Source organism: Novosphingobium sp. HII-3, assembly GCF_002916655.1.
Lineage (GTDB): Bacteria > Pseudomonadota > Alphaproteobacteria > Sphingomonadales > Sphingomonadaceae > Novosphingobium > Novosphingobium panipatense.
In genome coordinates this window covers 30,003-43,689 of record NZ_PPSM01000008.1, presented here as the reverse complement: position 1 = coordinate 43,689, position 13,687 = coordinate 30,003, and the positions used below count along the sequence as shown (strand labels likewise).

At 63.0% G+C, this 13,687-nt stretch carries 12 protein-coding genes; 8 read left to right on the top strand and 4 right to left on the bottom strand.

The features are described 5' to 3' along the window. Positions 1 to 21: 21 nt before the first annotated feature. Positions 22 to 1,356, top strand: a complete 1,335-nt coding sequence (locus C2R25_RS02140; RefSeq protein WP_103727658.1) for an acyl-CoA dehydrogenase family protein — start codon at positions 22 to 24, stop codon at positions 1,354 to 1,356. Between the two features lie 66 nt (positions 1,357 to 1,422). Here the strand turns inward: C2R25_RS02140 and C2R25_RS02135 are convergent, their stop codons facing one another. From C2R25_RS02135 to C2R25_RS02120, 4 genes are read right to left on the bottom strand one after another with little or no spacing between them, the layout of a single operon-like run. Continuing rightward, complete coding sequence (locus C2R25_RS02135) at positions 1,423 to 2,223, bottom strand: enoyl-CoA hydratase/isomerase family protein (protein ID WP_103727657.1); 801 nt, start codon at positions 2,221 to 2,223, stop codon at positions 1,423 to 1,425. Positions 2,224 to 2,252: 29 nt separating this feature from the next. Continuing rightward, on the bottom strand, positions 2,253 to 3,803 hold the full coding sequence (locus C2R25_RS02130) for an acyl-CoA synthetase (RefSeq protein WP_103727656.1): 1,551 nt from the start codon (positions 3,801 to 3,803) through the stop codon (positions 2,253 to 2,255). Between the two features lie 15 nt (positions 3,804 to 3,818). Continuing rightward, positions 3,819 to 4,931: an NAD(P)-dependent alcohol dehydrogenase gene (locus C2R25_RS02125; RefSeq protein WP_233203720.1), complete on the bottom strand. Its 1,113-nt coding sequence runs from the start codon at positions 4,929 to 4,931 to the stop codon at positions 3,819 to 3,821. Between the two features lie 44 nt (positions 4,932 to 4,975). Then, positions 4,976 to 6,028 carry a CaiB/BaiF CoA-transferase family protein gene (locus tag C2R25_RS02120; protein WP_103727655.1) on the bottom strand — a complete coding sequence of 351 codons (1,053 nt, stop codon included), beginning with the start codon at positions 6,026 to 6,028 and terminating at the stop codon, positions 4,976 to 4,978. A 289-nt stretch (positions 6,029 to 6,317) separates the two neighbouring features. Here C2R25_RS02120 and C2R25_RS02110 point away from each other — a divergent pair, with 289 nt between their 5' ends. From C2R25_RS02110 to C2R25_RS02080, 7 genes are all read left to right on the top strand, one after another. Beyond that, entirely contained in the window at positions 6,318 to 7,316 is a 999-nt protein-coding gene (locus C2R25_RS02110) for an NADPH:quinone oxidoreductase family protein (protein ID WP_103727654.1), read from the top strand. Further along, the gene (locus C2R25_RS02105) at positions 7,313 to 8,866 is read left to right on the top strand and encodes a fatty acid--CoA ligase (protein WP_103727653.1); all 1,554 of its coding nucleotides are present in this window, start codon (positions 7,313 to 7,315) and stop codon (positions 8,864 to 8,866) included. The genes C2R25_RS02110 and C2R25_RS02105 overlap by 4 nt, the downstream gene beginning before the upstream one ends. Positions 8,867 to 8,934: 68 nt before the next feature. Beyond that, the gene (locus C2R25_RS02100) at positions 8,935 to 10,377 is read left to right on the top strand and encodes an aldehyde dehydrogenase family protein (protein WP_103727652.1); all 1,443 of its coding nucleotides are present in this window, start codon (positions 8,935 to 8,937) and stop codon (positions 10,375 to 10,377) included. An 83-nt stretch (positions 10,378 to 10,460) separates the two neighbouring features. Continuing rightward, positions 10,461 to 11,348, top strand: a complete 888-nt coding sequence (locus tag C2R25_RS02095) for a crotonase/enoyl-CoA hydratase family protein (protein WP_103727651.1) — start codon at positions 10,461 to 10,463, stop codon at positions 11,346 to 11,348. Between the two features lie 11 nt (positions 11,349 to 11,359). Next, positions 11,360 to 12,178 carry an SDR family oxidoreductase gene (locus C2R25_RS02090; protein WP_103727650.1) on the top strand — a complete coding sequence of 273 codons (819 nt, stop codon included), beginning with the start codon at positions 11,360 to 11,362 and terminating at the stop codon, positions 12,176 to 12,178. Then, positions 12,175 to 12,909 (top strand): SDR family NAD(P)-dependent oxidoreductase, encoded by a 735-nt coding sequence (locus C2R25_RS02085; RefSeq protein ID WP_103727649.1) that lies wholly within the window; start codon positions 12,175 to 12,177, stop codon positions 12,907 to 12,909. The genes C2R25_RS02090 and C2R25_RS02085 overlap by 4 nt, the downstream gene beginning before the upstream one ends. Next, positions 12,906 to 13,685, top strand: coding sequence for an SDR family NAD(P)-dependent oxidoreductase (locus C2R25_RS02080; RefSeq protein WP_103727648.1), 780 nt, complete (start codon positions 12,906 to 12,908; stop codon positions 13,683 to 13,685). The genes C2R25_RS02085 and C2R25_RS02080 overlap by 4 nt, the downstream gene beginning before the upstream one ends. Positions 13,686 to 13,687: the final 2 nt, after the last annotated feature.

Here is a 13,687-nt window from a genome sequence, read left to right as displayed (position 1 = left end):
AGTGACCCGTAGGAGAGGAAGATGGATTTCAGCATCCCGCCAGAGCTCGCCGACTATCTACAACGGCTCGATCGCTTCATCGAGGAAGAGATCAGGCCGCTTGAGGAGGCCGATGATAACATCCGCTTCTTCGATCACCGCCGCGAATGGGCGCGTACCGACTGGGACAATCACGGACTGCCGCGGCATGAATGGGAAGAGCTGCAGGCAGAGGCCAAGCGGCGCGCGGACAAGGCCGGCTTTTTCCGATTTGCGCAGCCGAAGGAGTTTGGCGGGCAGGGCGGGGGCAATCTGTGGATGGCCGTCATCCGAGAACACCTTGCCGCCAAGGGTCTCGGACTGCACAACGACCTTCAGGCCGAGCACTCGATCGTAGGCAATCAGCCGCTTGCGGTCATGTTCCGCGATTTCGGGACGCACAAGCAGAAAGAAGATTTCATACCAGGTCTGCTCGATCAGAGCTTGTTCGTGTGCTTCGGATTAACCGAGCCGCATCACGGCTCCGACGCGACCCACATGGAGACACGGGCGGTGCGCGAAACGCGCCAAGGCATTCCGGGCTGGCGCATTGATGGCGAGAAAATGTGGATTACCGGCATGCATATTGCCACGCACTGCGCGGTCTTCGCCCGAACAAGCGGTAAGGACGGCGAGGCCCGAGGGATCAGTTGCTTTCTCGTCCCAAAGGAAGCGACGGGGCTGACGATCGACGAGTACCTGTGGACTTTCAACATGCCGACGGACCATCCGCGCCTGACACTCACGGATGTTTGGGTACCCGAGGAGGCGCTGTTCGGACCTGAGGACAACGGCCTACCGCTCGCCCAAGCTTTCGTTCATGAGAATCGCATTCGGCAGGCGGCAAGTTCGCTCGGCGCAGCTGTCTACTGTGTCGAGGAAGCCGTAAAGTACGCGCGTGCGCGTAAGCCGTTCGGCCGCGACCTGGCGGAGAACCAGGCGATACAATTTCCCTTGGTCGAACTTGCGACACAGTGCGAGATGTTGCGCCAGCTGATCCGTAAGACGGCTTGGGAGATGGATCAGATGCCGCATCCGGAGGTGGAGAGGCGCCTCTCAGACAAAGTGTCGATGTGCAACTATTGGGCGAATAGACTGTGCTGCGAAGCGGCTGATCGAGCGATACAGGTGCATGGCGGCATCGGCTATTCACGCCACAAGCCATTCGAGCATATCTACCGCCATCACCGTCGATACCGCATCACCGAAGGCGCGGAAGAGATCCAAATGCGGAAGGTTGGCGCGTTCCTGTTTGGCTACCTCGGGCCGCGTCGGCAAGAGATGGCGGCGTTGACCGCCGCTGATGTCGACTATCGGAAGAGTCAGATTCGGCCGTGATGTGCTCCGCTGCCCGGAGTCTACCCGGGCGGCACCGCCGCGGAGGGAGCGTTCGGTGATTTCGTCTTAGCGCCCTCGGAAGACTGGCAAGCGTTTTTCGATAAAGCTGGCGACGCCTTCCCTATGGTCCTCGGTTTGCATCAGCCGGTAGAGCGTATCAGTTGCCCAATTCCCGATATCGCGCGGGTCTCCATAGGTTGCGCGGCGAAGCCCTTCTTTCATGTACCGTAACGCCAGTGGTGGATTACCGGCGATACGTGTCGCCAACACGCGGGTTCGCTCGAGCAACGATCCATGCGGCACAACCTCGCTGACAAGCCCGATCGCCTTCGCCTCCAGCGCGTCGATCACGTCTCCGGTGAATAATAATTCGGCTGCCTTTGCATAGCCGACGATGGCGGGCAGTCGGTAGAAGCCACCCAAATCGCATATCAAGCCACGCTTGATGAACAACTCGGCAAATTTCGCCCGTTCAGAGGCGATCCGAATGTCGGCGTAAAGCGCGAGTTCCATTCCCCAGCCGACCGCCGGGCCGTTCACCGCGGCGATCACCGGCTTGTCACATTCAAGCGCCGCAAGCGCCGCCGGAGTCGGCTGATGCCGCACGACGCCAAACGCCTCCTTCACCGTCTTTGCCGCGGAGCTCAGGATTTCGTCGACGTCGTCTCCTGAGCAGAAAGCAGGATCTGCGCCGGTGAGGATGATACAGATCGCCTCGGGATCGGCAGCGGCGCGCCGAAACGCATCTTCAAGCCGCGCGTAAGCGTCACGATTGAGCGCGTTGCGGCGAGCGGGCCGATTGAGCTCAATCGTGGCGATGGCGTCTTTGACTTGATAACGAACACTTTCGTCCGGGTTGTCGCTCATTCCCGCTTCCACCTGTCGGTCGGCCGTGATTACGCCTCGGAGGCCGCAACCTCGTTCGCTTTCTTCCAGTAGCTGTCGCGAATAAGGCGCTTGTATAGCTTGCCTGTCGCGTGACGGGGGAGCTCTTGCATGAAGTCGATCTGGCGGGGAGCCTTTACATGGCTGATGTTCGTCCGCGCGAACGCCATCAACTCGGCCGCCAGCGTGTCCCCCGCGTCCGCCCAGTCGAGCGGCTGCACCACGGCGACCACCTTCTCGCCCATTTCCTCGTCGGGGGCACCGATGACTGCCACGTCCGCGACCTTCGCATGCGTGACAAGCAGGTTCTCCAGCTCTTGCGGATAGATGTTCACACCGCCCGAGATGATCATGAAGCTCTTGCGGTCGGTCAGATAGAGATAGCCGTCCTCATCCACCCAGCCCACGTCGCCGAGGGTAGACCATCCTTTGGGGTGGCGCGATTCCTGCGTCTTCGCGGCGTCGTTGTGATATTCGAAGCTCGGGCCGCCGGAGAAGTAGATGGTGCCTTCAGTCCGCGGTGGAAGCTCGTCGCCATTCTCGTCACAGATGTGGAGCTTGGTGGTTAAGGGGCGCCCGACAGAACCTTTGTGCGCCAGCCACTCCTGCGGCGAAATAAACGTACCGCCGTTACCTTCCGAACCGCTGTAATATTCGTGGATAATCGGGCCGAACCATTGCATCATCGCGTCCTTGACGGGGACGGGGCATGGCGCGGCCGCGTGCACGACCGCCTGCAAGGAGGACACGTCGTAGCGCAAGCGAACCGCCTCCGGCAGCTTGAGCATGCGAACGAAGTGGGTCGGCACGAATTGCCCCATGGTGACGCGGTAGCGCTCGATAGCCGCCAAGGCAGCCTCAGGATCGAACTTCTCCATGATCACCACGGTGCCACCGAGCCGCATCATCGCCATGCACCAACGCAGCGGGGCGGCATGGTAAAGCGGTGCGGGGCAGATGTAGATCGTGTCCGCAGTTCCGCCGTAAAGATTCTTCAGAGCATTTACGAGTAAGTCGGGGCTGTCGATCGGCGCGCCCGTGATCGCCGCCGGCTTGATCCCCTTGGGACGGCCGGTAGTGCCCGACGAATAGAGCATGTCGTGACCCGCCTGCTCATCGGCAACTGGTGTCGATGGTTGAGCTGCGCGCTCGGCAAGGAAATCGCGATAGCCATCGATAGCGCCGCTGACCGTGAAAAGAATGGCGTCCAGGCCACGTGTGCGAAGCTCGTCGGGCATTCTGCCCACTGCCGGCGAAGTGACGAACACCTTTGCACCGCTATCGGCCAAGATGTACGCGACCTCATCCGCCTGCAGTTTGTTCGACACCGTCACATAGTAGAGGCCGGAGCGCTGCGCTGCCCAAGCGATCTCGAAAAACGTCGGCGTGTTCTCGAGACAGATCGCGATCGCGTCGCCCGGCTTGAGCCCCAGCGACCTGAAGAGCTGCGCGCCCTGATTTGATCGCGCGTCGAGCTCGCCATAGCTCACGATCTCGTCGCTCGGCGACAAGATGATCGCTGGCTTATTAGGGTTCGACCGAGCGTGGACGGAAGGATGCATGACGTTTGCTGAACCTTATTCAGAGGGAAGCATGACAGGCTTGATGCACTTGCCGCTGTGCTGATCGGCAATGGCCTGATTGATTTCGTCGAGCCGGTATGTCGTGATCAGCTTGTCGAACGGAAACTTGCCCTGGCGGTAGAGTGCGATCATCTTTGGGATGAAGGTGTCGGGATCGGCGTCGCCCTCGATGATGCCCATGACCGTCAGGCCCTTGGCCATTGCCACGTTGATCGGAAGCGCGATCGCATCGTCGAGCTTGGATGAGATGCCAACGAAGCCGATCTTGGCGTGGGGAGCGGTGCAGCCGATCGCCTCCTCGATCACGGGCTTCAGGCCAGACGTGTCGAAAACGTAATTCACGCCAGCTGGAACGATCGCGCGGACGGCCTCCTGCAGGTTCGTCGTGAGCGGATCGATCACGTGCGTCGCGCCGAGATCGAGCGCCGCGTTCCGCCGCGCCTCCTTGGGTTCGGCGACGATGATCGTGGAGCAGCCCTGGACAATCCCGCCGAGCACGGCGCTGAGCCCGACCGCGCCTCCGCCAAGGATCAGCAGCGACGATCCAGCGTGGCAGGCCAGCGAGTTGATGACCGATCCCGCGCCCGTCTGGATGCCGCAACCAAGCGGCCCCATGAGTTCGAGCGGCACGTCCTTGTCGATCGGAACGACATTGCGCTGGTTGGCAAGTGCGTGCGTCCCGAAGGACGACTGACCGAAGAAGTGCGCGCTGGCGGGCTCGCCCGCGACGTTGACGCCGGTCGAGCCGTCAATGCGCCGCCCGCTATTGTTGAGCTGCGGGAAGGAGTAGCAATATCCGGGCAGCCCCTCGTCGCACGTAGGACAATGTCCGCAGCTGTTGAAGGTTAGAACGACGTGATCGCCCGGCGCGACCTTGGTCACGTTCTCGCCCACCCGCTCGACAATACCTGCTCCTTCATGACCGAAGATGGCCGGCGCCTTCATGACCTGGAGATGGGCGCTGAATACCAGATCGGTGTGACACAGGCCGACGCCGACGATGCGCACCAGCACTTCGTCCGGTCGTGGATCTTCTATATCGACAACTTCCAGGTTCCACGGGGCTCCGGGAGCGCGTGCGACCGCTGCTTTCGCCTGAATACCCATACTCACCCGCTCCCTTTTTTCTGAATCATCAATGTTACCAAGATCTACGTCTTGAGAGGAGACGGGCGAACCGGCGTGGCGACCGGACTTCGCGAGTATCGGGGCGCTGGCGCGGGCTGCACCACTCCGTCGAGATCGACGAACGCTTTGCGTGCGACATGATGTGGGTGACTCGGGGCCTCCGACATCGAGAGCACGGGAGCAAAGCAGACATCGCTATGTTCCATGATCGCACACCACTCATCACGTGTGCGCGTCTTGAAAAGCTCCGTGAGCTTCTCCTTCAAGGCCGGCCAAGCTGCCGGGTTCATCTGGTCGGCGAACCGGCTATCCTCGGCCAGATCGGCAAGGCGCAGCAACTCCGCATAGAACTGCGGCTCGATCGAGCCGATCGAGACGAACTTGCGGTCGGCCGTTTCGTAGACATCATAGAAATGCGCGCCGGTATCAAGCAGGTTGGTGCCGCGCTCTTCTGTCCAACCGGCCGTGGCGCGAAAGCCCCAGATCATGCTCATCAACAGCGCCGCGCCATCGGTCATTGCGCAATCGATGACTTGGCCTTCGCCCGTCCGCTGTGCGTGAAGCAGCGCCGAGACCATGCCGAAGGCGAGCAGCATGCCGCCACCCCCGAAATCACCGACGAGGTTGATCGGCGGGGTGGGCTTCTCGCCGGCCCGGCCGAGCGCATGGAGCGCACCGGCGAGCGCGATATAATTGATGTCGTGGCCGGCCGCCTGTGCGTAGGGGCCCTCCTGCCCCCAGCCCGTCATGCGACCATAGACGAGCCGCGTGTTGTCGGCGAGGAGAACGTCGGGGCCGAGACCGAGCCGTTCCATCACGCCCGGTCGAAACCCTTCGATAAGGCCGTCCGCCGAGCGGACGAACTCGCGCACCCGTTCTCGCCCTTCGGGCTTCTTCAGATCCGCTTCGACCAGCTTGCGCGAGCGCATCAGCGGATCGCGCGGATCCGGCGCACCGCCAGGGCGATGGACGAGGATGACCTCGGCGCCTTGGTCGGCGAGCATCATCCCGCAGAATGGGCCAGGGCCGATGCCCGCCATTTCGATGAGGCGAAGTCCGGAGAGCGGGCCTGCCATGATCAGCGCGGCGCCTTCCGGATCGCGCCGTTCACGTTCAGTTTCGCCGGATCAATCCTTGCACGCGCGACAATCGAGCCGAGGAGAGCACCGCCTAGATCGGCCGGATGCCATCCCGCGAGCCGGTTTGCACGCCGCCCTCCGACAGTATGAGGCGCTGCGACAATATACGCTTCGGGCATCCCGTATTCTCGGCTCCGCTGTGAACCCGCTTGCGATATCACCCCTAGGATGGCTAATCAATCGCCCAATCAAAGAGAGAGGGCGCTGTGTTAAGCGGTGACGTGGCATGATGATGGATGCGCTGGTCTGTGAGGACTTTTCGGAACGCCCGACGCTTGTAAAGCATCGGGTCGACGCCCCGCATGTCAAGGCGGGCGAGGTCCGCCTCAAGGTGGCCTGCGCGGGGTTGGGATTCGTCGACGCGCTGATATGCGCGGGACAGTATCAGCTCCGACCGCCGCTCCCGTTCACGCCGGGAAGCGAAGTCGCCGGTTGGGTCGATGCGGTGGGCGAGGGCGTGGATACGCTTAAGCCCGGCGACCGCGTCGCCGCCCTCGTGACGAGCGGCGCTCTTGCAGAATATGCCATAGCCCGCGAGGCTTTGGCAGTGAGGATACCCGACGCCTTGTCATTCGCGCAGGCGGCGGCGTCCGTCACGAACTATAGCACTGTGGCGTACGGCCTTGGACAATTGGGGAAGGCGGCGGCAGGCGAGACAATGCTCGTGCTTGGTGCAGGGGGCGGTCTCGGTATGGCGGCGCTCGACTTCGGTCGCATGTTGGGACTGCGCTCGGTCGCGCTCGCCTCAACGGAGGCCAAACGGGCCGCGGCACTGGAACAGGGGGCGGCTATTGTTCTGGATAATGGTGCCGAGGACTGGCGGCAGAATGTCGAGGCGCAGATCGGCAAGGGAGCTGTAGACATCGTCTTCGATCCGGTGGGCGGCCCCGCCTCCGATCCGGCGTTCCGCACCCTTGCGCCTGGCGGTCGGCACCTCGTTCTTGGCTTCGCTGCGGGCGAGATCCCCCGCCTTCCCCTGAACCTCCCGCTGCTGCGGCGCAGCAGTCTCGTCGGCGTCGACTGGGGCGGGGCGATCCGTGCCGATCATAAGCTGTTCCGGCCCACATTCGCGCCTATCGCCGAAGCGCTGTCTACCGGCGCCTTGCTCCCGGCGCGAGTGACGGCTGTCACTTCGGCCGGGGCCTCCGTGTCGCTCGCGAGGTTGCGCAACCGTGACGTGGAAGGCAAGCTGGTGGTCGAGATCGAACGAGAGGCGGGTCGGTGAGCGAGACGCTGTCGGAACTGCTTGCAGGGATCGCCAAGCGGCAACCTGCCTCGCTCGCCTTCGAGTTCGGCACGCGCTGCACGACGTATGCAGAACTGGACGGCGGAAGTACCCGCGCGGCGACAGCGCTACTCGCTTCGGGCGTGGAGCCGGGGCAGCGGATCGGGTATCTCGGCAAGAACTCCGATCGCTATTTCGAGCTGCTGTTCGCGGCCGCGAAAGCCGGGGTAGTGCTTGTGCCGATCGGTTGGCGCCTGACCGCGCCGGAAATCGAGTTTCTCATTGACGACGCTCGCATAGGCTTGCTGTTCATCGAGCCGAACTTCCACTCTACCGCCACCAGGCTGGCCCAGGGCCGGCCGCTGCAACTCGTGTCAACGGAAGGGGCGGTGCATGAATGTCCCGCCTACCAGGAATGGCGGGAGAGCGGCGATCCATCGAGGCCGATGCCGGTTGTCGAGGCGGCGTGGCCGGTGATCCAGCTTTACACGTCAGGCACGACGGGGCGGCCTAAGGGCGCGATGCTGAGCCACGCGAACATCTTCCCGCTACGCCCGCTCTCCGCGGCGGCGAACATCGAGTGGGATCGGTGGGATCCGGAGGATGTGTCATTGTTGACCATGCCGATCGCTCATATCTCGGGCACGGGCTGGGGGCTGGTGGCGCTCTACAACGGCGCGAAGTCGATCGTCATGCCCGAGTTCGATGCAGGCGTGATCCTGCGCGCCGTTTCGAACGAGCGGATCAGCCGGGTTTTTCTGGTGCCCACGGCGGTGCAGGCGGTGTTGCGTCATCCCGATGCGGCACAGTCGGATTTCTCGCGCCTCCGCTACATTCTTTATGGCGCCTCTCCGATACCGCTGGGCCTTCTGCGCGAGGCGATGGCCGTGCTCGGATGCGAGTTCGTCCAGAATTATGGAATGACGGAGACTTGCGGAACGATCGTGGCGCTGCCTCCCGAGGATCACAGTCCCGCAGGAAACGAGAGGATGAAGTCCGCCGGAAAAGCGCTTCCGGGCGTCGAGCTGCGGATCGTCGACGAAGAGCTGGAGCCGGTTCCGGCGCGGACGATTGGCGAAATCCTGATCAAATCTCCTACCACGATGATCGGGTACTGGAACCGTCCCGATGCGACGCGAGAGGCGCTGGTCGACGGTTGGATGCGGACTGGCGACGCCGGTTACCTGGACGAGGATGGTTATCTGTTCGTGCAGGATAGGCTGAAGGACATGATCATCACAGGCGGCGAAAACGTCTATCCGGCGGAAGTCGAGAGCACGCTGCATTCCTATCCCGGTATCGAAGACGTCGCGATCATCGGGGTGCCGGACGAGCGGTGGGGGGAGGCGGTTACCGCGATTGTCGTACCGACGGCGAAAGGCGTTGACGAAAAGGCGCTATTGTTGTGGGCGCGCGAGCGGCTGGCAGCGTACAAGGTTCCCAAGCGGGTGATCCTCACCGATGCCTTGCCGCGCAACCCGAACGGCAAAATTCTCAGGCGGTTACTTCGCGAGCCTTTCTGGACGGGAAAGGGCCGCGCTGTCAATTGACCGCTCTCATTCAATCGAGTAATTAACGGAGCGGAGCTCTGGCTCTGAACAGAACATGCGAGGATGCCATGACACGTTTTGACGGCGACTTCACGCTCACGATCGACGGCCGAAGCGTCACCACGCCGACGGCAATCGACGTCATCAATCCCGCCACGGGGCAGGTGATCGCGCAAGCGCCCGACTGCACGTCCGTGCTTCTAGATGAGGCGGTTGCTGCGGCGCGGCGAGCCTTTCCTGCCTGGCGTGCCACTCCGCTGGAACAGCGGCGCGCAGCCGTAGCAAAGTTCGCCGAGGTCCTCGCGGCTCATGCTCAGGATTTCGCCCGCCTCTTCACTCTGGAGCAGGGGCGTCCGGTCGCCAAGGCTGCGCAGGAGATCATGGGCGCCGCCTTCTGGTGCCAGACGGTTTCGCAGCAGGAGATTCCTGTCGTCGTCAACGAAGACAGCGCCGAGAGGCGGTCAGAGACTCGTCACGTCCCCATCGGCGTGGTCGGTGGCATTGTGCCGTGGAATTTCCCCATGCTGCTCGGTGTGTGGAAAATCGCGCCGGCGCTGCTGACCGGGAATACCATCGTCATCAAGCCCTCGCCGTTCACCCCGCTTACCATGCTGAAGTTGGCGGAGCTCATGCGTGAGCATCTGCCAGCAGGCGTGTTCAATGTGGTTAGCGGTGGCGACCAGCTCGGCCCATGGCTGACGGCCCATCCCGATGTCGACAAGGTGAGCTTTACCGGATCGTCCGCCACCGGCCGCCGCGTCATGGAGAGCGCAGCCGCCAATCTCAAGCGCCTCACTCTCGAACTGGGCGGCAACGATGCCGCCATTGTAATGCCCGACGTAAACGTCGAGGAAGTCGCGGAGAAGCTGTTCTGGGCGGCGTTTGGAAACAGCGGCCAGATCTGCATCGCGACCAAGCGCATGTATGTCCACAAGGACGTTTATGACGCCGTGGCGCATGCGCTGGTCGAATACGCGCGCAAGGTGAAGGTCGGAGATGGCCTCGATCAGGGCACCGACATGGGGCCGGTTCAAAACAAGGTGCAGTTCGACCGTGTAAAGAACCTGATCGAGGATGCGCGTGCGTCGGGCCTGAACTTCCTTGTCGGTGGCGATGTTCCGCAAGCAGACGGCTACTTCGTTCCCGTGACGATCGTCGACAACCCGCCGGAGAACAGCCGGGTGGTTCAGGAGGAGGCGTTCGGCCCTGTCCTGCCGCTGCTGAAGTTTGATGAGGTGGATGAGGTCGTCGCCCGTGCCAACGCGTCCGAGTACGGCCTGGCCGGCTCGATCTGGTCAGCCGACGTCGACAAGGCGGTGGAGATCGCCTCGCGGCTCGAGACGGGCACGGTCTGGATCAACGAGACGCAATACATCATGCCCTGGACTCCGTTCGGGGGGCACAAGCAGTCCGGCGTCGGCATCGAGAATGGCAGCGAGGGGTTGCTCGAGTACACTCTTCCGCAGACGATCTCCTTCCGCAAGAGCGTGGCAGCTTCGGCCGAAAGCTAAGCTTCATCGCCGGATTACCGACACAGGGTCCGGCCTGAGGGCCGGGCTGCCGCGTTCATGGCGCCCAAGGGAGAGAAACACGCATGCCTTATGAGACGATCACCTATGAGGTGGTGGATCGCATCGCCACGATCACTCTGAGCCGAGCGGACAGGCTCAACGCGTTCACCGAAACAATGATGAACGAGATGATCGATGCGTTCGATCACATCGATTCCGATGACGATGTTCGCGCGGTGATCGTGACGGGTGCGGGACGGGCGTTCTGCGCGGGAGCCGATCTGGGCGACGGTGCCGGTACTTTCGACGCAGTCGGGATCGAGGACTCGCCCGTTCGCGCGGATGGCAGCCTGGATTACTCGAAGGAAAGCGCACGCGACGGTGGTGGACGGCTGACGCTGCGTATCCATCGGTGCCTGAAGCCGGTGATCGCGGCGATCAACGGTCCGGCGGTCGGCATCGGCGCGACGATGACCCTGCCCATGGACATCCGCCTCGCGAGTGAGAACGCCCGGATCGGCTTCGTCTTCTCGCGCCGCGGGATCGTGCCTGAAGCTGCCTCCTCTTTCTTCCTGCCGCGGATTGTCGGTATCTCGCAGGCGCTGGAATGGTGCTTTAGCGGCCGGGTCTTCCAGGCGGCCGAAGCGCTGCAGGGTGGTCTCGTAAAGGCAGTGCTACCTGCCGAAGAGCTGCTGCCCGCCGCGCGTGAGATCGCGCGCGAGATCGTTGAAAACACGTCGCCTGTTTCGATTGCGCTGATCCGCCAGATGATGTGGCGCGGCCTGGGCATGACCGATCCGATGCAGGCGCACCAGGTCGACAGCCGTGGTATCCTGTCGCGTGGGCGCAGCCGGGATGTCGCTGAAGGCGTGACCGCATTTCTGGAGAAGCGCTCCGCGGCGTTTCCGGACAGGGTCTCGTCCGACATGCCGGACTACTTCCCGTGGTGGGACGAAGCGGCGTACGGCTAAGGGGAAACGGAATGGATATCTTTCGCGACGGCATTTGCGCCGGCAAGGTCGTGTTCGTCGCCGGCGGGTCCAGCGGCATCAATCTGGCAATCGGCCAACGTTTTGCCGAACTCGGGGCCAAGGTGGGGCTGATCAGCCGCAAGCAGGACCGTGTGTCCGCCGCGGCGCAGACGATCGTTGACGCAGGTGGTACCGCCATGGGGATCGAGGCGGACGTGCGAGACTATGCCGCTGTCGAGGCGGCGCTCGCGCAGGTCAAGCAGGCTTATGGCGAGATCGACGTGGTCATCTCCGGTGCCGCCGGCAACTTTCTGGCGCCGGCCGTGGCGTTGTCGCCGAACGCCTTTCAGACGGTGATCGCAATTGATCTGCTCGGCACGTTCAATGTGCTGCGCGCTTGTTACGATCATATCCGCAAGCCTGGCGCCTCGCTCATCTCGATCACCGCCGGCCAAGCGACGCGGCCGGTGATGTTCCAGGCCCATGCCGGCGCTGCCAAGGCGGGGATCAACAATCTGACGCAGGGGCTTGCGATGGAGTGGGGGCCCGCAGGCATCCGCGTCAACGCAATCGCGCCTGGTCCGATCGGCGACACCGAGGGAATGTCCCGTCTGGCGCCGTCGGAAGAAGCGACAGCGGCGCTCAAGGCGCGCATTCCCCTTCGCGATTATGGCACGAAACGCGACATCGCCGATCTTGCGGTGTTCCTGTCGAGCGAAAACGCGAAATACATCACCGGCGCGATCATCGACTGTGATGGCGGCTCGAACCTCGGGGATGCTTCCGCAGACGCCCTTGCAATTCCGCACGCGGATAGGAGAGACGCGTGAACGACCTGGATTTCACCGGTAAGAACGTCCTGGTCGTCGGAGGATCGAGCGGGATCGGCAACGGCGTTGCGCGTGCTTTCCTCGATCGCGGCGCGGCTGTGACGGTGTGGGGAACACGGCCGAGCGCGGCTGACTATGACGGCGAGGAAGGAAGCGACCTTTCGGGGATCGACTATGTCCAGGTCGATGTTTCCAGGCCCCAGGCGGTTGCCGCCGCTCCGTCCCTGGAGAATGGGCCCGACGTACTGGTCCTTTGCCAGGGGATTGCGGTCTATGGCCGAGCCGAGTTCGAGATGGAGACTTTCGAACATGTCGTCGACGTCAATCTCAACAGCTTGATGTCGTGTGCAAGCAAGTTCCATTCCGAGCTTGCGGAGCGCAAGGGATCGCTGATCCTGATCAGCTCGACGGCAGCCTTCCGGACGACTTACGGCAACCCGGCTTACAATGCCTCCAAGGCGGGCGTGCTCGGTCTGACCCGCGCGCTTGCGCAAGCCTGGATTCGCGACGGCATCCGCGTGAACGGGGTGGCACCCGGCCTCGTGAACACCAAGCTGACCAAGGTGACGATGAACGACAGCAAGCGGCTGGAGGGGCAGTTGAAGCTTATCCCCAGCCGCCGGCTCGGCACTCCTGCGGACATCGCCGGGGCGGTGCTGTACCTTGCCTCTCCACTGGCTGACTATGTGGTCGGGCAGACCCTGGCGGTGGACGGTGGGGGTATGCTGTGACCCCGCTCCCGAGACTGAACCGCTCGCTTCAGGGCGCTGCCGCGTTCATCACGGGCGCGGGCAGCGGCATGGGCCGGGCGATGGCAGTCGTGTTCGCGCGGGAGGGCGCGAAGGTTGCGGTGGTGGATCGAAATGCCGAAGCGGCGGAGGCTGTTGCCGAAGAGATACTAGGCGAAGGCGGCATTGGGGCCGCATTCGCGCTGGACCTCGCCGAAGCGGACCGGATCGCACCGGCGGTCGAACAGGCTGCCGGAGCCTTCGGCGGGCTTGATGTGGTCGTGAACAACGCCGGGATATCCGCCATGTCGGCCATCGATGCCGACGACTATGGGGCCAATTGGAACCGGCATCTCGCCGTCCTGCTCACCGCCCAGCCGCTGGTTGTGCGTGCTGCGCTACCATTCCTGCGGCGCTCTCCAAACCCCCGCATTCTCAACATCGCTTCGACTGAGGGGCTCGGTGCGACGGCTGGTCTCAGCGCGTATAGCGCGGCCAAGAGTGGTGTGATCGGCCTGACGCGTTCGCTCGCGGTAGAGTTGGGGCGCGACGGCATCACGGTCAACTGTATCTGCCCAGGGCCGATCGATACCGCGATGACTGCGTCGATCACGGATGAGGACAAGGCCGCATACGCGAAGCGACGCACCGCGCTACGCCGCTATGGTAGGCCTGAGGAGGTCGCGCATATCTCTCTTAGTCTGTGCGTCCCGGCAGCCTCGTTCATCACCGGCGCGATCATCCCGGTCGACGGCGGACTCACCGTCCGCAACGCTTAAGG

Excerpts from the sequence above, each read along its gene's own strand:
- C2R25_RS02110 (WP_103727654.1), top strand. The coding sequence starts at position 6,318 with ATGATGATGGATGCGCTGGTCTGTGAGGACTTTTCGGAACGCCCGACG.
- C2R25_RS02125 (WP_233203720.1), bottom strand. The coding sequence starts at position 4,931 with ATGGGTATTCAGGCGAAAGCAGCGGTCGCACGCGCTCCCGGAGCCCCG.
- C2R25_RS02120 (WP_103727655.1), bottom strand. The coding sequence starts at position 6,028 with ATGGCAGGCCCGCTCTCCGGACTTCGCCTCATCGAAATGGCGGGCATC.
- C2R25_RS02135 (WP_103727657.1), bottom strand. The coding sequence starts at position 2,223 with ATGAGCGACAACCCGGACGAAAGTGTTCGTTATCAAGTCAAAGACGCC.
- C2R25_RS02130 (WP_103727656.1), bottom strand. The coding sequence starts at position 3,803 with ATGCATCCTTCCGTCCACGCTCGGTCGAACCCTAATAAGCCAGCGATC.
- C2R25_RS02090 (WP_103727650.1), top strand. The coding sequence starts at position 11,360 with ATGGATATCTTTCGCGACGGCATTTGCGCCGGCAAGGTCGTGTTCGTC.
- C2R25_RS02140 (WP_103727658.1), top strand. The coding sequence starts at position 22 with ATGGATTTCAGCATCCCGCCAGAGCTCGCCGACTATCTACAACGGCTC.
- C2R25_RS02100 (WP_103727652.1), top strand. The coding sequence starts at position 8,935 with ATGACACGTTTTGACGGCGACTTCACGCTCACGATCGACGGCCGAAGC.
- C2R25_RS02095 (WP_103727651.1), top strand. The coding sequence starts at position 10,461 with ATGCCTTATGAGACGATCACCTATGAGGTGGTGGATCGCATCGCCACG.